General features: G+C 65.3%; 17 protein-coding genes. 6 read left to right on the top strand and 11 right to left on the bottom strand.

Features of this window, described 5'->3' with window-relative positions; all coding sequences use genetic code 11:
* Positions 1-26: 26 nt before the first annotated feature.
* Together AC3XQU_RS11765 and AC3XQU_RS11770 are read right to left on the bottom strand one after the other, a co-directional pair.
* A complete protein-coding gene (locus AC3XQU_RS11765; protein WP_489874352.1) occupies positions 27-794 on the bottom strand; it encodes a hypothetical protein in 768 nt (255 codons plus the stop codon).
* A 121-nt stretch (positions 795-915) separates the two neighbouring features.
* A complete protein-coding gene (locus tag AC3XQU_RS11770) occupies positions 916-1,653 on the bottom strand; it encodes a hypothetical protein (RefSeq protein WP_489874353.1) in 738 nt (245 codons plus the stop codon).
* Positions 1,654-1,748: 95 nt separating this feature from the next.
* On the opposite strand from AC3XQU_RS11770, the gene blaOXA reads away from it, so the two are divergent.
* Positions 1,749-2,540 (top strand): class D beta-lactamase, encoded by a 792-nt coding sequence (gene blaOXA, locus AC3XQU_RS11775; protein WP_489874354.1) that lies wholly within the window; start codon positions 1,749-1,751, stop codon positions 2,538-2,540.
* Here blaOXA and AC3XQU_RS11780 read toward each other — a convergent pair.
* Positions 2,537-3,040 (bottom strand): YqaA family protein, encoded by a 504-nt coding sequence (locus AC3XQU_RS11780; RefSeq protein ID WP_489874355.1) that lies wholly within the window; start codon positions 3,038-3,040, stop codon positions 2,537-2,539. The genes blaOXA and AC3XQU_RS11780 overlap by 4 nt on opposite strands.
* Positions 3,041-3,248: 208 nt before the next feature.
* On the opposite strand from AC3XQU_RS11780, the gene ilvA reads away from it, so the two are divergent.
* The 5 genes from ilvA to rapZ all read left to right on the top strand — a co-directional run bounded on the left by ilvA (position 3,249) and on the right by rapZ (position 8,617).
* On the top strand, positions 3,249-4,787 hold the full coding sequence (gene ilvA / locus AC3XQU_RS11785; protein ID WP_489874356.1) for a threonine ammonia-lyase, biosynthetic: 1,539 nt from the start codon (positions 3,249-3,251) through the stop codon (positions 4,785-4,787).
* 212 nt (positions 4,788-4,999) lie between these two features.
* The gene (gene queF, locus AC3XQU_RS11790; RefSeq protein WP_489874357.1) at positions 5,000-5,836 is read left to right on the top strand and encodes an NADPH-dependent 7-cyano-7-deazaguanine reductase QueF; all 837 of its coding nucleotides are present in this window, start codon (positions 5,000-5,002) and stop codon (positions 5,834-5,836) included.
* A gap of 351 nt (positions 5,837-6,187) precedes the next feature.
* Positions 6,188-6,670, top strand: a complete 483-nt coding sequence (locus AC3XQU_RS11795; RefSeq protein WP_489874358.1) for a PTS sugar transporter subunit IIA — start codon at positions 6,188-6,190, stop codon at positions 6,668-6,670.
* A gap of 74 nt (positions 6,671-6,744) precedes the next feature.
* The gene (hprK, locus tag AC3XQU_RS11800) at positions 6,745-7,680 is read left to right on the top strand and encodes an HPr(Ser) kinase/phosphatase (protein ID WP_489874437.1); all 936 of its coding nucleotides are present in this window, start codon (positions 6,745-6,747) and stop codon (positions 7,678-7,680) included.
* A 58-nt stretch (positions 7,681-7,738) separates the two neighbouring features.
* Entirely contained in the window at positions 7,739-8,617 is an 879-nt protein-coding gene (rapZ, locus tag AC3XQU_RS11805; protein WP_489874359.1) for an RNase adapter RapZ, read from the top strand.
* 78 nt (positions 8,618-8,695) lie between these two features.
* Here the strand turns inward: rapZ and AC3XQU_RS11810 are convergent, their stop codons facing one another.
* The 8 genes from AC3XQU_RS11810 to AC3XQU_RS11845 form a co-directional block, all read right to left on the bottom strand.
* Positions 8,696-9,781, bottom strand: a complete 1,086-nt coding sequence (locus AC3XQU_RS11810) for an enoyl-CoA hydratase/isomerase family protein (RefSeq protein WP_489874360.1) — start codon at positions 9,779-9,781, stop codon at positions 8,696-8,698.
* Positions 9,782-9,924: 143 nt separating this feature from the next.
* Entirely contained in the window at positions 9,925-10,278 is a 354-nt protein-coding gene (gene hpf, locus AC3XQU_RS11815; RefSeq protein WP_489874361.1) for a ribosome hibernation-promoting factor, HPF/YfiA family, read from the bottom strand.
* A gap of 56 nt (positions 10,279-10,334) precedes the next feature.
* Positions 10,335-11,813 carry an RNA polymerase factor sigma-54 gene (locus tag AC3XQU_RS11820; RefSeq protein ID WP_489874362.1) on the bottom strand — a complete coding sequence of 493 codons (1,479 nt, stop codon included), beginning with the start codon at positions 11,811-11,813 and terminating at the stop codon, positions 10,335-10,337.
* A 2-nt stretch (positions 11,814-11,815) separates the two neighbouring features.
* Positions 11,816-12,589, bottom strand: coding sequence for an LPS export ABC transporter ATP-binding protein (gene lptB, locus AC3XQU_RS11825; protein WP_489874363.1), 774 nt, complete (start codon positions 12,587-12,589; stop codon positions 11,816-11,818).
* Positions 12,586-13,140, bottom strand: coding sequence for a lipopolysaccharide transport periplasmic protein LptA (lptA, locus tag AC3XQU_RS11830; protein WP_489874364.1), 555 nt, complete (start codon positions 13,138-13,140; stop codon positions 12,586-12,588). The genes lptB and lptA overlap by 4 nt, the downstream gene beginning before the upstream one ends.
* A gap of 28 nt (positions 13,141-13,168) precedes the next feature.
* A complete protein-coding gene (lptC, locus tag AC3XQU_RS11835; protein ID WP_489874365.1) occupies positions 13,169-13,768 on the bottom strand; it encodes an LPS export ABC transporter periplasmic protein LptC in 600 nt (199 codons plus the stop codon).
* Between the two features lie 19 nt (positions 13,769-13,787).
* The gene (locus tag AC3XQU_RS11840) at positions 13,788-14,318 is read right to left on the bottom strand and encodes a KdsC family phosphatase (protein WP_489874366.1); all 531 of its coding nucleotides are present in this window, start codon (positions 14,316-14,318) and stop codon (positions 13,788-13,790) included.
* On the bottom strand, positions 14,319-15,341 hold the full coding sequence (locus tag AC3XQU_RS11845; protein ID WP_489874367.1) for a KpsF/GutQ family sugar-phosphate isomerase: 1,023 nt from the start codon (positions 15,339-15,341) through the stop codon (positions 14,319-14,321).
* Positions 15,342-15,407 lie beyond the last annotated feature (66 nt).

Raw genomic sequence — 15,407 nt, forward strand, 5'->3', positions numbered from 1 at the left:
GGTGTGTAAAACCGCCCGACACCGCCTCACTGCGGCGCGCGTAACCAGGCCTCCAGCTCCGCGTCTTCCGGCGGCCGCGCGAACACCTGCTGCAGCGTCCAGCCTTTCTTGTCGAGCAGGTAGGCCACCTTCAGGTGAAAGCCCCGGTACAGGCCACTCCTGTCGCGATCGAGCTCCCTCGCGCCCGCCACGAACAGCGCGCGGTTCTCCCTGAAATCGAAATCGCCGGCCTTGCCCACGTAGTCGGCATAGCCTTCGAGCAGCCACTCGGGATAGCGCAGCATGACGGTACGCCCGAAGCGGCGCGAGACGTCGCTGTGGGTGATCTCATGGGCGATGAAATAGGACAGCGGACGCTGCGCCGCATCGGCGATCGGGCCGCGTCCCGGTGAGTGGATCCGGTTCGCCGGAATATCCGAGGCGCGGATGAAGACCTGGCGGGTGAGCCAGACGTCGGCCGCTCCGCCGATGCGCGTGCTGAAAGCGCGCCCATAGAGCCACAGGCGCCAGGGCTCGTTGCAGAAGAAGATCTCCACCGGCGTGCTGCGATCATGCAGGACCGAGGTGCGCAGGCGCGTGGTCACGTCGTCCAGCACCCCGGTGATCTCGGCCGGGATCGGCCGGTCCGACCACACATGGTAGTTCTGGTAGGTCGCGCGGTAGGCGAACATCGGCTTCGGGAGGGCTGCCAGGACCGCGTACGCGAGCAGCAGGAGCAGCAGGCCGGCCACGCCGGTGGCGATCGAGGTCAGTGCGCGCCGGGCGTGGGTGGGAAGCCGGGTGGTCGGGGTCATGGTCGGATGCGGTAGGCACAGTCACCAGGATTGGCCCCGGTCTGCAATACGACGCAATGTAGCCGGCTAATCTTATCGAAGACTTAACATGGCAATTTTTTCAACCATGCCCCGGTAGCCCCTAGTCGCGCGCGGTGCGCCACACCTGCTTCTTCGCCGGCGTTTCGTGCTTCGGGCAGCTGGTGAATGTCTGCTTGCCGTGTTTTTCGATCATGTCGATGCTGGTGGCGGGCGAGCGCTCGGTGATGCAATAGGTGCCATTGCCGGTGATGACGCGGGTGCGGCGCGCGCCGTCGCCGGTGTTGTTCACCAGCTCCTCGACCTTGGGCGCTTCCCACAGCCGCGGCGGCGCCAGGGCGCGGGCCTGCTCCATGCCTTCGCGCATGCGGAGCTGCGGGCTGTCGGGCGGCAGCACGATGGTGGGCAGGCTGCCCTTGCGCAGTGCGCGGTCGATGCTGCCGGCGCTGCGGCGGGCTGCTTCCAGCATCGTGCCGGCAGCGGGCGGCGCGTCAGCTGCAGGCAAGGGCGCGTCCGGCGCGGCGGGGACTGCCGGTTCGGGCACGCTTGCCTCGGCAGGTGCGAGTGCAGGCGTACTGCGACGCGCGGCAGCTGCGCGAGCGGGACGGGCAGGCGCGGCTGCCTGCGGCGGCGCGGCGGGCGCTGGCTCGACGCGGGGCGCCGGTGCCGGCAGGCGCAGCCACTGGATCGCGGCAGGGTCGTCCTGCGCCCGCGGCGGCGGCGTGCGCGCCACCTGCCAGGCGGCGATCAAGGCCACATGCACCAGCAGTGCGGCGCCCAGGCCGGCGGCGCGGCGGTCGGCAGGAAGAGAGAAGGCGGGATGGATCGCGAGGCTGGACATGTGCGTCCAGTATAGCGAGCGCTCGACGGCGCTTGTTCACCAATTCTCTCGGCCCGCGGTGTATGCTTGGCGCCCCAGCACCAGCCTGCCCCGCCATGATCCTGACCCGATGCACCGCCCTTGCCGGCATATCCTTCTTCTCGCTGTCGTGCGCCCAGGCCGCCGGCATCTGCACCGTGATTGCCGATGCCGGTACCAGGGCCATCCTGGTCCAGCGCGGCGACTGCCAGACCCGGGTCACGCCCGCGTCCACCTTCAAGATCGCCATCAGCCTGATGGGCTATGACGCGGGCACGCTCAAGGACCAGCATGCCCCCACCCTGCCCTACCGCGAAGGCTACGTGGCCTGGCGCGAGAGCTGGAAGCAGTCGGCCGACCCGAGCAGGTGGATGACCGAGTCCGTGGTGTGGTACTCGCAGCAGGTCACGACCGCGCTCGGCATGCCGCGCCTGCAAAACTACGTACGGCAATTCGGGTATGGCAATGCCGACGTGACGGGTGACGCCGAGCACGATGGACTGACCCTGTCCTGGATCGGTTCGTCCCTCAAGATCTCGCCGCTCGAGCAGGTGAGTTTCCTGCACAAGCTCGTCAACCGCGAGCTCGGGCTCAAGCCGCATGCCTACGACATGACGGCGCGCCTGCTCGCCTACAAGCGCGTGGAGGGATGGGAGGTGTCAGGCAAGACCGGATCGTCGTCGGGCTACGGCTGGTATGTCGGCTGGGCGTCGCAGGGAAAGCGCACACTGGTGTTCGCCCACCTGCTGCGCCGGGATGCGGCTGACCCGGAAGACCTGCCGACCGGCGTGCTGGCGCGCGAGCGTTTCCTTGCTGCCTGGCCGGCGCCGGCTGCACAGCATGCGCACCAGCCGGCAGGCAGACCCTAGCCGAACCAGCGCTCCAGCATCTGGCCCACGCTCTTCCAGAAGCCGTCCGGGATGTACAGCAGCACCGCCGTCATGGTCACGTAGCGACCGAACTTCCCGATCGCCATGTACATCACGCTCGGCCAGAACGGCAGGTGCAGCCAGCCGGCCAGGGTGCACAGCGGGTCGCCCACGCCCGGCACCCAGGACAGCAGCATGGTCTTGGCGCCGTATTTCTTGAGCCAGCCGAACCAGCGGCTCTGGCGGTCCTTGGCGAAAGCGACCTTGGCGCGGTAGCCCAGAAAATAGTCGACCGCCCCGCCCAGCGTGTTGCCGAGGGTGGCGACAAAAATCGCGGGCCAGAACATGGCCGGATTGGCTTTCACGACCGCGAACACGGCCGGCTCGGAGCCGAGCGGCAGCAAGGTGGCGGAGACGAAGGCGATGATGAAGACGGAGCTCAGCCCGACGGCCGGCGCGGCCAGGACCTTCAGCAGCCAGAGGACGGCGGATTCGATCATCGGACGGGCGGCGGGAGAAGGGGCGTGAACGGGACAGTCATGCGTCCATTATAATGAGGATCACTTATCGTAACGACACGATAGGCCGTGCCTGCCATCCAGGCCGGCATATCGTAGCTGCGCGCCTCGGTCACCCCTGCTGGCGGAACAGTGTGCGTCGTCCGGACCGCCAGCCATCCCACCTGGCAGCAACAACCGATTGCCGACCATGACTACCGACTATCTCAAGAAAATCCTGACCGCGCGCGTCTACGACGTCGCCCAAGAAACCCCGCTCGAATACGCGCCGACCCTGTCCGGCCGCATGAACAACCGCATCTACTTCAAGCGCGAAGACATGCAGAGCGTGTTCAGCTTCAAGCTGCGCGGGGCCTACAACAAGATGGCCAACCTCACGCCGGAGCAGTTGAAGCGCGGCGTGATCTGCGCCTCGGCCGGCAACCATGCGCAAGGCGTGGCGCTGTCGGCCGCGCGCCTGGGGTGCCGCGCCCTGATCGTGATGCCGACCACCACCCCGCAGGTGAAGATCGATGCGGTGAAAGCGCGCGGCGCGGCCCATGTCGAAGTGGTGCTGCACGGCGACTCGTACACGGACGCCTACCACCACGCGCTGCTGCTGGAAAAAGAGCAGCGCCTGACCTTCGTCCACCCTTTCGACGACCCGGACGTGATCGCCGGCCAGGGCACGATCGGCATGGAGATCCTGCGCCAGCACTCGGGGCCGATCCATGCGATTTTCGTGGCCATTGGGGGCGGCGGCCTGATTTCCGGCGTCGGCGCCTATGTGAAGGCGGTGCGCCCGGACATCCGCATCATCGGCGTGCAGAGCATCGATTCGGATGCGATGGCGAAGAGCCTGAAGGCCGGCCAGCGCGTCACGCTCACCGACGTCGGCCTGTTCTCGGACGGCACCGCGGTGCGCCTGGTGGGCGAAGAGACCTTCCGCGTGGCGCAACAGGTGGTCGACGAGATCATCATCGTCGACACCGACGCCATCTGCGCCGCGATCCAGGACGTGTTCCAGGACACGCGCAGCATCCTGGAGCCCGCCGGCGCCCTGGCCGTGGCGGGCGCCAAGGCGTATGTCGAACGCTCGCAAATGAGCCGCAACCCGGTCAAGGCCGAGACCCTGGTGGCGATTGCCTGCGGCGCCAACATGAACTTCGACCGCCTGCGCTTCGTTGCCGAACGCGCGGAGCTGGGCGAGTCGCGCGAGGCGGTGTTCGCCGTGACGATTCCGGAGCAGCGCGGCAGCTTCCGGCGCTTCTGCGCCCTGGTCGGCCCGCGCAACGTCACCGAGTTCAACTACCGCATCAGCGACGCGCGCGAAGCGCATATTTTCGTCGGTGTGCAGGTGGGCAGCCGCAGCGAGTCGGGCCTGCTGGCGCGCACCTTCGAGGAACACGATTTCCGCACCCTCGACCTGACCGGCGACGAACTGGCCAAGCTGCACATCCGCCACCTGGTGGGCGGAAAAAGCGCGCTGGCGCAGGACGAATTGCTGTATCGTTTCGAATTCCCCGAACGGCCCGGCGCCCTCATGCGCTTCCTCGACAGCATGGCGCCGAACTGGAATATCTCGCTGTTTCATTACCGGAACCAGGGCGGCGACGTCGGCCGCATCCTGGTGGGCCTGCAGGTGCCAAGCGCCGAGATGGATGAATTCCGCCAGTTCCTGGCCACGCTCGGGTACCGGTATTGGGATGAGAGTGCCAATCCGGTGTATAAGCTGTTTTTGGGCGTGTGAGCAGATCCGGCTGCATAATTCGTTAGCCTCAAGACGGCGTACGCGCCACTGGCGCCTACGCCCCCCGGCGCAGGCCGGTACAATGCCACTGGCATTGCACCGCCCAAGTTCGCACCGCAGTATTACCCCCACTGCGGCACGCAATCTTTCGTTGACCGCGTGGGCAAAAAATTTGCCCACCCTACGGGGTGCCACAAGCATCCAGTTTTCCTATGAACACTCCTGACCAGTCCCCCCTCGGCAAATCCTCCGCCTACCAGAGCCAGTACGCACCCGAGCTCCTGTTCCCGATCCCGCGCGCGCAAAAGCGCGAAGAGCTGGGTCTGAGCGCGACCTCGGGCACCCTGCCCTTCTTCGGCGTCGACATCTGGAACGCCTACGAGCTGTCGTGGCTGAATATGCGCGGCAAGCCGCAGGTGGCGATCGCCACCATCACGGCGCCGAGCGACTCGCCCAACATCGTCGAATCGAAGTCGTTCAAGCTCTACCTGAACTCCTTCAACCAGACCCGCGTGGCCGGCACCGACGCGCTGGCCGAACTGTTGCGCCAGGACTTGTCCGCCGCCTTCGGTTCGCCCGTGCATGTGAAGATCACGACGCCGGATGCCTTCGGCACGCTCAAGATGGGCGAGCTGGAGGGCACCCTGCTCGACCGCCTCGACTTGGAGATCGACCAGTACGTGCCGGCGCCCCAGCTTCTCAGCGCGAACCACGGCGATGGCCCGGTGGAAGAGACCCTGGTGTCGCACCTGTTGAAATCGAACTGCCTGGTCACCGGCCAGCCGGACTGGGGAAGCGTGCAGATTACCTATGTCGGCCCGCAGATCGAACAGGAAGGCCTGCTGCGCTACCTGATCGGCTTCCGCGAGCACAACGAATTCCACGAGCAATGTGTGGAGCGCATCTTCATGGACGTGCTGCGCCAGTGCAAGCCGTCCAAGCTGGCCGTGTACGCCCGCTATACCCGCCGCGGCGGCCTGGACATCAACCCGTGGCGCGCCAATTTCAGCACCGGCATGCCGGGCAATTTGCGCACGGCCCGCCAGTAAGCGCCTTCCAACACACAGCCTCAACCCGGCTGTGCGTTTTCGGCCACAACCATTGCGCGGTTCCGATGTCAAACCCCCTGAGCCCCCCGTTTGCCCAAAATCCGGGCATGGGCCGATAAAAATCGGCACAAGCTGGCTGCCACCCTCATTTCCTGCGCTTTCTTGTCAATTTCACTCAAGAAATTGCGTTTAGTTGGAGGGGATTTTTATGGTCCAGGCCTATGCTTTTACGGGCTCGTCCCCACGTAATCCACTGGATGCCCGTACAGATACGAAATCGCATGCCGCTGCCATGAAACAGGCCTATAATTCCGCCTCGCAAGCACCTACCTGTGCATCAGCACACTAGTTATGACGAACCTTAGCAAAATCCTCTCGCTCGAGAACGTGCAGCTGGACCTGGAAGTGTCCAGCAAGAAGCGCGCCTTCGAGCAGGCTGGCTTGATCTTCGAGAACAACTGCGGCATCGCGCGTTCGACCGTGTCGGACAACCTGTTCGCCCGCGAGCGTCTCGGCTCCACTGGTCTCGGCCATGGCGTGGCCGTGCCGCATGGCCGCATCAAGGGTTCCAAGAGCCTGAAGTCGCCCCTCGCCGCCTTCGTGCGCCTGGTCGAACCGATTCCCTTCGAGTCGCCCGACGGCCAGCCGGTCAGCCTGCTGTTCTTCCTGTTGATCCCGGACCACGTCACCCAGCAGCACCTCGAGATCCTGTCGGAAATTGCCGAGCTCTTCTCGGACGAAGCCATGCGCACTGCGCTGGCCACCGACCCGGACCCGAAATCGGTGCACGAGCGCATTATCAATTGGCAACCCAGCCTGCAGGCAATGGGTTAAGCGCCCGCGTCAAGCTACCCTAGTTACGCTACACTAGCTTCGCGGCAATGTCGCCGCGCCCCATGCCCATGCCCATGCTGCAGACCCCGCTGACCATCCAACGGCTGTACGACGACAATCGCGACAGCCTCCAGCTCGGCTGGTTCGCAGGCTTTCCCGGCGGCGAGCGGCAGATCGCGGGCGACGCCGCCTCGGCCGCCGACCAGGTCGGCCACCTGAACCTGATCCACCCGGGCCGCATCCAGGTGTTCGGGCACCAGGAACTGAACTACTACCACCGCCTCAAATCGAGCTCGCGCACCCACGTCATCGGCGAGCTGATCGGCGGCGGCCCGCCGGCCCTGATCATCGCGCAGGGCCTGGAAACCCCGCCCGACATCCTCGCGATTTGCGACGACCAGAACATCCCGCTGTTCTCGACCCCGCTGCCGGCGGCGCAGGTGATCGACTTTCTGCGCGTCTATTTGTCCAAGAAACTGGCGCAGCGCGTCATCATGCATGGTGTGTTCATGGACGTGCTCGGCGTGGGCGTGTTGATCACGGGCGACTCGGGCCTCGGTAAAAGCGAGCTGGGCCTGGAACTGATTTCGCGTTCGCACGGCCTGGTGGCCGACGATGCCGTGGAATTCTCGCGCATCGCCCCGAACATGATCGAGGGCCGCTGCCCGCCGCTGCTGCAGAACCTGCTGGAAGTGCGCGGCCTGGGCCTGCTGGACATCAAGGCGATCTTTGGCGAGACCGCGGTGCGCCGCAAGATGCGCCTGAAGCTGATCGTGCACCTGGTCAAGCGCGGGGCCCTCGACGAAGAAGTCGAACGCCTGCCCTTCCAGCACCCGACCGAAGACGTGCTCGGCCTGCCGGTGCGCAAGGTCGTGATTCCCGTCGCCGCCGGCCGCAACATCGCGGTGCTGCTCGAGGCCGCCGTACGCAACACCATCCTGCAATTGCGCGGGATCGATACGCTGCAGGAATTCATGGAGCGTCAACGACAAGCCATGACCGGCGACTGACCCAGGCCGCATGGCTCGCGGGGGACAAGCCCGTGGCGCTTGCGGTATCATCACTGCCATGCACATCGTCCTCATTACCGGTATTTCGGGCTCAGGCAAATCGGTTGCCCTGAATGTCCTCGAAGACGCAGGCTACTACTGCGTCGACAATCTCCCGCCGGCCCTGCTGCCGGCCCTGGTCTACGCTGTCGGCGAAAAAGGCGCGGACAAGATCGCCGTCGCGGTCGATGCCCGCAGCGCCGAATCGCTGGTTGAATTGCCCGTGAGCGTGCGCCACCTGAAGGAAGAAGGCCACAACCTCAAGGTGATGTTCCTGACCTCGAGCACCCATTCGCTGGTGGCGCGCTTTTCCGAAACCCGCCGCAGTCACCCGCTGTCGCACCAGGTGCGTCCGGGGGAAAACCCGGCCTCGCGCCGCACCCTGATCGAATGCATCGCCGAAGAACGCGAACGCCTGTCGGCGATCGAAAACCTCGGCCACGTGATCGACACCTCGGAGCTGTCGGCCAACAAGCTGCGCGAATGGATCCGCGAACTGGCCGACATCGAACACGCGCCGCTGACCCTGTTCTTCGAGTCCTTCGCCTTCAAGGTCGGCGTGCCGCTCGACGCCGACTTCGTGTTCGACGTGCGCGCGATCCCGAACCCGTATTACGACCTGGCGCTGCGCCCGCTCACGGGCCGAGATGCTCCCGTGATCGCCTTCCTGGATGCCCAGCCCAGCGCCACCGAGATGCTGGAAGATATCAAGAACTTCGTCGCCAAATGGCTGCCCTCGTTCAAGACGGACAACCGCAGCTACCTGACCGTGGCGGTGGGTTGCACCGGCGGGCAGCACCGCTCGGTGTACATGGCGGAACGCCTCGGCGCCTATTTCGGAGGCACCGAACGCGTGATCGTGCGGCACCGGGAGCAGCCCAAGCACGTTGCGGTCTGAACGCTTGAAAAACGGTGGGGGCGGGTAACCCGGGCCAACGGCCCGGGTTACCCGCCCCCACCCACATTCAAACCGGCGTCAGGCCAGGTGGTGCAGCGGATGCGCGTAGTCGGGCCACACTGGCTCGAAGAATGCCGCCACCATCTCCGGCGTGACTTCCTCCAGCGTCGCCGGATTCCACTTCGGCGCATTGTCCTTGTCGATCACCAGCGCGCGCACGCCTTCGAGCACTTCGCCGTGCTCGAAATTGCGGCGCACCAGCGAGCGTTCCATGCGCAGGCAGTCGGCCACGCCGAGCGCGGCGCCGCGCAGCAGGAGTTCGCGCGTGACGCACATCATCAGCGGCGAGCGCTGGCGCATGGCCTTCAGGGCCTTTTGCGCGAACGGGTTTTCGTCGCGCGCGAGCGATTCCATGATGGCGGCCACTGAAGCAGCGCTGAAGTGCGCATCGATCACGGCGCGCTGGGCCTGCAGTTCACTGCTGCCGGCGGCTTGCGCAAACGGCGCGGCAAACGCGCGGATCGCCGCAGGCAGGTCGGCGCCCGCGGTCGCCTCCACCAGCGCCATCAGCTCGCCCATCTTCTCGCCCGGCACGAACAGGTCGGCCAGTCCCACATAGATGGCGTCGGCCGCGCCGATGGTCAGGCCGGTCAGGCCCAGGTATTGCCCCAGCTGGCCCGGCGCATGCGACAGGAAATGGCTGCCGCCGACATCCGGGAACAGGCCGATGTTCACTTCGGGCATGGCAACCTTGCTGCGTTCGGTGACAATGCGCAGGCCGCAACCAGGGCCGCCCTGGGCGATGCCCATGCCCCCGCCCATCACCACGCCGTCCATCAGCGCGATATACGGCTTCGGGTAGAAATGGATCAGGTGGTTCAGTGCGTATTCTTCGGTAAAGAAGTCTTCCAGCAGCGCGCTGCCGCCCATCGGCCCGACCTGGCCCTTTTCGTGGAAGAAGCGGATGTCGCCACCCGCGCACAAGGCCTTCTCGCTGGTGCTGCCGATGACGACCGCGTCGATGCCGGCGTCAGTTTGCCAGTCGCGCAGGATCGCGGTGAGCGCGCGCACCATGTCGAGCGAGAGGGAGTTCAGGGCTTGCGGCCGGTCGAGCGTAATGACGCCGGTGCGGTTGGCGACGCGGGTCAGGACGGTGTCGGTCATGGAGATGCTCTGTGATCGAAAAGACATGCATTCTACAGAACAAAAGCGTGAAATTGGAAGCGTGCAAACGTAACAGTAAAGGGAGCGCCCAGCAAAAAGGGCGTCCCCTCAGACGCCCCTGCTGTCATTGCTGCTGTGCGTATTTACGCGACGGCGGCTTCGCCGGTATCCGGCAGGCGCTTGTGCGCCACGTGATTATGGTTTTGCAGCATGGACTTGTGCTTGATGACCTGGCGGTCCAGCCTGTCCATCAGCATGTCGATCGCCGCGTACAGGTCTTGCGCGGCGCTGGCCACATGCAAAATTTTTCCTGATACTTGCAGGTTGATCTCGGCTTTCTGCCGTTTTTCTTTTTCGGTGAGATTATCGATGGCGAGGAACACGTGGGTGTCGATCACGTGGTCGAAATGGCGGGTAATGCGCTCGAGCTTATTCTGAACGTATTCACGAATTGCGGGAGTCACTTCAAGATGATGACCACTGATTGTGAGGTTCATACACACTCCTTTGAAATGTTGCCCTGCCGGCACCACAAGGTAGGTGGGACAGTGCTTTACAGAGACTTGCGGAGGCTGACGGGAGGGATCTTGAGGGCTTCGCGGTATTTGGCTACCGTCCGGCGCGCAATGACCATACCTTGTTCCCCGAGCATTTCCGCGATCTTGCTGTCGGATAAAGGGTTCTTAGGGTCTTCTGCTCCTGTCAATTGCGCAATCAGCGCGCGGATCGCCGTGGAAGATGCTTCTCCCCCCGCTTCGGTGGCGACGTGGCTTCCGAAGAAGTATTTCAGTTCAAACATGCCGTGGGGGGTCAACATGTATTTCTGCGTGGTTACACGGGAAATAGTGCTCTCGTGTAGGCCTAGTGTATCAGCAATCTCGCGCAGCACAAGCGGACGCATGGCAACCGCGCCGTGGCTGAAAAAGTTGCGCTGGCGCTCAACAATTGCCTCGGCTACGCGCAGGATCGTGTCGAAACGCTGGCGCATATTCTTGATCAGCCACTTGGCTTCCTGCAGCTGTGCGCCCATCTGGCTCTCGCTTTTTCCCTGCTTGAGCAGGTTGGCGTAAAGCGAGTTCACGCGCAGCTTCGGCATCACATCCGGGTTCAGCATGACCGACCAGCCGCTCTTGGCGCGGCGTACGATCACGTCCGGCACCACGTAGTCCGAGGCAGCGGACGCAAAGGCCGCGCCGGGATGCGGATTGCACTGGCGGATGACGGCCTGGACCTCGCGCAGGTCTTCGTCGTCGCAGTCCAGCGCCTTCTTGAGCTTGGTGTACTCGCGCTGGGCGAACCAGCTCAGGTAGCCTTCGACGATGCTCAAGGCCAGGCGCCGCGTCACCATCGGCACGCCCGGCATGCGACGGATCTGCAGCGCCAGGCATTCGGCCGCGCTGCGGGCGCCGCAGCCGACCGGGTCCAGGCTCTGCACCAGCGCCAGCGCGCAGCGCAGCTCGTCCATCTCGATCTCGAGTTCGGCGGGCAGGCGCGCGTGGATGTCGTCCAGCGGCTCCTCCAGGTAGCCGTTGTCGTCCAGCGCATCGATCACCAGTTCGGCCAGCGCGCGGTCGCGCACGCCGCAGCCGGTGGTGCGAACCTGCTCGGCCAGGTGCTCGCGCAGCGACACGCTGCACGCTTCCAGCTGCGGGCGGCCGTCTTCGTCGTCGCCGCTCCTCGCGCCGCCGCCCTCGCCGCCCCAGTCGCCGTCAGGCTCGCCGCGGTCGCGGTCGCCGTCCTCGAAGCCGTCGGCATCGGGCTTGGCGGCCTCGCCTTCGCCGCCTTCCTGTCCCGGCTGCGCGGCCGGGGCTTCGGCGCTGGAGGGGGCGCTGTTGATGGCGCCGTCGGCCAGCAGCCGCACCGAGTGGTCGAGCGGATCGTCGAGCCGTTCGAGCAGCGGGTTATCGGTCAGTATCTGCTCGAGCTCCTGGTGCAGTTCGAGCGTGGACAATTGCAGCAGCCGGATCGACTGCTGCAGTTGCGGCGTGAGCGCCAGGTGCTGCGACGTGCGGAGTTGCAGGGACTGTTTCATGGTCACATGCGGAAGTGTTCGCCGAGGTAGACGCGGCGCACCGACTCGTCGGCGATGATGTCGTCCGGACGGCCCGAGGCCAGCACCGCCCCCTGGTTGATGATGTAGGCGCGGTCGCAGATGCCGAGCGTCTCGCGCACGTTGTGGTCCGTGATCAGGACGCCGATGTTGCGCTCCTTCAGGAAGCGCACGATGCGCTGGATCTCGATCACCGCAATCGGGTCCACGCCGGCAAAGGGTTCGTCCAGCAGCACGAAGCGCGGATTGGTAGCGAGTGCGCGTGCGATCTCGACGCGGCGGCGCTCGCCGCCCGACAGCGACAGCGCCGGGTTCTCGCGCAGCTTCTCGATCTGCAGCTCGGCCAGCAGGGTGTCCAGGCGCCCGTTGATCTCGTCCTTCGACAAGGCCTTGCCCTCGTTGGTGCGCTGCAGTTCCAGCACGGCGCGGATATTCTCTTCCACCGTCAGCTTGCGGAACACCGAGGCTTCCTGCGGCAGGTAGGACAGGCCCAGCACCGCGCGGCGGTGGATCGGCAGGCTCGAGATGTCGGTGCCGTTGATGTCGATCGAGCCGGCGTCCGACGGCACCAGGCCGACGATCATGTAGAACGAGGTGGTCTTGCCGGCGCCGTTCGGGCCCAGCAGCCCCACCACTTCGCCGCAATCGACCTGCAGCGACACGTCGCGCACCACCAGCCGCTTGCCATAGCTCTTTTGCAGGCCCTTGACGACCAGGGTGCTGCAGCCTTCGCGCACGCTCTTCTCCACCACCGTCATTGCTTGCCGCCTTCTGCAGGCGCAGCGCGGCGCGGGGCGATGATCAGGGTGCCGCGCCCGCCGCCGACCTTGCTCTGGCCGCTGGCGTCGTTGCGCACCTGGGCGACTTCCTTGCGGTTGTCGTAGGAGATGAAGGGACCCTTGATTTCGTTGGCCAGGCGGCCGTTTTCCAGTTCGCGCACTTCGGCGGCGGTGAACAGCTTCACCAGTTCGGCGCGCTCGTCGTACTCGATGCGCTGGGCCTGGCCCTCGACCCACAGGTCCGGGCCGCCGTCGCGCTTCTGGCGGAAGGTGGCCAGCTTGCCGGGGGCCGCGGTGAGCGTCACGCTCATGTAGCCTTCCGGCGTTTCCTTCACCTGGGCGCGGTCGGACTTGAGCACCAGGGTGCCGCGCGTGAGCACGACATTACCCGTCAGGATGCGGGTTTGCGTCACTTCGTCGACGTCCAGGGTGTCGAAGTTGATCACGGCCTGCTTGAGCGAATCGGCGCGCTCGGCAAGGGCGCCGAGGGAAGCCAGGCCAAGAAGGGCCGCAAGGATGATTTTTTTCATGGGTGCTTGTCCTGTGATGACGTGCGCGCTAGCGTTGCGCGCGTGGCGGATAGACGATCTGGCCGCGGCTGGCCAGGTGCAGCTTCTGGGTCGCATTGTTCGCGACCATGCCGGTGCCACGGATGGTGGAGGCGCCGAGCTGCATCTCGATCGGCTTGTCGGTCTTCATGATCTCTTCGTCGGGCAGCACGGTCAGCGCCTCGGTGCGTACGCGCAGTGCTTCGCTGGTGGGCGTGGCCGGGCGCTGGATGTCGACCTTGCCGAGCAGGTCGACCCGGTGTTCTTCGTGATAGATGCGGCCGCGGTTAGCCACCACGGTGGTGCGCGGGCGGCCGGGCGTCATGCCCTGCACCACCGGCTGCTCGACCTCGGAGACGTCGCCCTGGGGCTGGTGCGCCAGGCGCTTGCCCGACACGACGTAGCTCGGCTTGCCCTCTTCGGTCATGCGCACGAAGGAGAAATTCTCGACGATGTAATCGGGCTCGTTCAGCGGCCCGCCCAGGCGCGCGTCGGTGTCGTCGCGATCCATCACCTGCACCAGCCAGAAGCTGCCGAAGGCGAGGAAGACCCCGATGATCATGACGCTGAGCAGTCTCCAGCGGTGGGCGGTGCGCTTGTAGGTGACCATGTCGTGTCGGCCCGCAGGCTCAGGCGAAGTAAGGCGCGAGCGCCTGTTCGTAGGTGCCCTGGGCGCGCATGACCAGGTCGCAGACTTCGCGCACGGCGCCGCGCCCACCCACGTTTTTGGTGACGTAGTGCGCGCGGTGCTGCACTTCCGGGTGGCCAGAGGGCACCGCCACGGCAAAGCCCACCTTGGTCAGCAGCGGCAGGTCGATCACGTCGTCGCCGATGTAGCCGCATTCCTCGGCGGTGACGCCGGTGGCGTCCAGCAGCTTGGCAAAGCCGATGCGCTTGTCGTGGATGCCCTGGTAGACATGGGCAATGCCCAGGTCTGCTGCGCGCTTGACCACGATCGGCGACAGGCGCGCGCTGATGATCGCGGTCTGCACGCCGGTCTTGTTCAGCAGCTGGATGCCCAGGCCGTCCAGCACATTGAAGGTCTTGGTGACTTCGCCGTCCGGGCCATAGGTCAGGCTGCCGTCGGTGAGCACGCCGTCGACGTCGAAGATCATGACTTTCACGCGCGCGGCGCGCTGCATGTGTTCCAGTGGAGTCATTTAGATTACCTTGGCGCGGGTCAGGTCGTGGATGTGCAGGGCGCCGACCAGGCGGCCGTCCGCATCGACGACCAGCATCTGGTTGATGCGGAATTCTTCCATCACGGCGACGGCATCGACCGCCAGCTGTTCCGGGTGCACGGTGCGCGGGCCGGCATGCATCACGTCGCGGATCGCGATGTTCGAGAAATCGTGCATGCGCTCGATCAGGCGGCGCAAGTCGCCGTCGGTGAACACGCCGACCGGGCGCTGCTGCTCGTCGACCACGGCGGTCATGCCCATGCCCTTTTGCGAGACTTCGAGCAGGGCTTTCGCCAGCGGCGTATCGGGGCTCACGGCGGGAATCGCGTCGCCGCTGCGCATCACGTCGCGCACGTGGGTCAGGAGGCGGCGGCCCAGGGCGCCGCCCGGGTGCGACATCGCGAAGTCTTCTTCGCGGAAGCCCCGCAGGTCCAGCAGCGCCACCGCCAGCGCGTCGCCCATGGCGAGCGTCACGGTGGTGCTGGTGGTCGGGGCCAGGTTCAGGGTGCAGGCTTCCTTGGCCACCGAGATATCCAGGTGGATCTCGGACAGCCTGGCCAGGCGCGAATGCGGCTTGCCGGTCATCGAGATGACCTGGCTGCCCATTCTTTTGACAGCTGGCAAAATTTCGAGCAGCTCGGACGATTCGCCCGAGTTCGAGATGGCGATGAAGACGTCCTGCGCCGTCACCATGCCCAGGTCGCCGTGGGCGGCTTCGCCCGGGTGCACGAACATGGCCGGGGTGCCGGTCGAGGCCAGGGTGGCGGCGATCTTGCGTCCGATGTGACCCGACTTGCCCATGCCCGACACCACCACCCGCCCGGTGCAGCCCAGCAAAAGCTGCACGGCGCGCACGAAGCTGTCGTCGTCGCCCAGGCGCGCATGCAGCGCGCGGATGGCGTCGGCCTCGATGGCCAGGGTCTCGCGGCCCAGCTCCAGCACGCGGCGGGCCTGGTCGGCATCAAAACTTTTCAGCATTGTTTTTTCATCGGTTACACTCATCGTGGCAGTATAAACGAATTGGCCAAGCAAAAAACTTGCCAGTGGTAACAAACTACAACAACGAAT

It is taken from the genome of Telluria sp. AZSoR62, assembly GCF_058111565.1.

Excerpts from the sequence above, each read along its gene's own strand:
- AC3XQU_RS11765 (WP_489874352.1), bottom strand. The coding sequence starts at position 794 with ATGACCCCGACCACCCGGCTTCCCACCCACGCCCGGCGCGCACTGACC.
- AC3XQU_RS11770 (WP_489874353.1), bottom strand. The coding sequence starts at position 1,653 with ATGTCCAGCCTCGCGATCCATCCCGCCTTCTCTCTTCCTGCCGACCGC.
- blaOXA (WP_489874354.1), top strand. The coding sequence starts at position 1,749 with ATGATCCTGACCCGATGCACCGCCCTTGCCGGCATATCCTTCTTCTCG.
- AC3XQU_RS11780 (WP_489874355.1), bottom strand. The coding sequence starts at position 3,040 with ATGATCGAATCCGCCGTCCTCTGGCTGCTGAAGGTCCTGGCCGCGCCG.
- ilvA (WP_489874356.1), top strand. The coding sequence starts at position 3,249 with ATGACTACCGACTATCTCAAGAAAATCCTGACCGCGCGCGTCTACGAC.
- queF (WP_489874357.1), top strand. The coding sequence starts at position 5,000 with ATGAACACTCCTGACCAGTCCCCCCTCGGCAAATCCTCCGCCTACCAG.
- AC3XQU_RS11795 (WP_489874358.1), top strand. The coding sequence starts at position 6,188 with ATGACGAACCTTAGCAAAATCCTCTCGCTCGAGAACGTGCAGCTGGAC.
- hprK (WP_489874437.1), top strand. The coding sequence starts at position 6,745 with ATGCTGCAGACCCCGCTGACCATCCAACGGCTGTACGACGACAATCGC.
- rapZ (WP_489874359.1), top strand. The coding sequence starts at position 7,739 with ATGCACATCGTCCTCATTACCGGTATTTCGGGCTCAGGCAAATCGGTT.
- AC3XQU_RS11810 (WP_489874360.1), bottom strand. The coding sequence starts at position 9,781 with ATGACCGACACCGTCCTGACCCGCGTCGCCAACCGCACCGGCGTCATT.
- hpf (WP_489874361.1), bottom strand. The coding sequence starts at position 10,278 with ATGAACCTCACAATCAGTGGTCATCATCTTGAAGTGACTCCCGCAATT.
- AC3XQU_RS11820 (WP_489874362.1), bottom strand. The coding sequence starts at position 11,813 with ATGAAACAGTCCCTGCAACTCCGCACGTCGCAGCACCTGGCGCTCACG.
- lptB (WP_489874363.1), bottom strand. The coding sequence starts at position 12,589 with ATGACGGTGGTGGAGAAGAGCGTGCGCGAAGGCTGCAGCACCCTGGTC.
- lptA (WP_489874364.1), bottom strand. The coding sequence starts at position 13,140 with ATGAAAAAAATCATCCTTGCGGCCCTTCTTGGCCTGGCTTCCCTCGGC.
- lptC (WP_489874365.1), bottom strand. The coding sequence starts at position 13,768 with ATGGTCACCTACAAGCGCACCGCCCACCGCTGGAGACTGCTCAGCGTC.
- AC3XQU_RS11840 (WP_489874366.1), bottom strand. The coding sequence starts at position 14,318 with ATGACTCCACTGGAACACATGCAGCGCGCCGCGCGCGTGAAAGTCATG.
- AC3XQU_RS11845 (WP_489874367.1), bottom strand. The coding sequence starts at position 15,341 with ATGAGTGTAACCGATGAAAAAACAATGCTGAAAAGTTTTGATGCCGAC.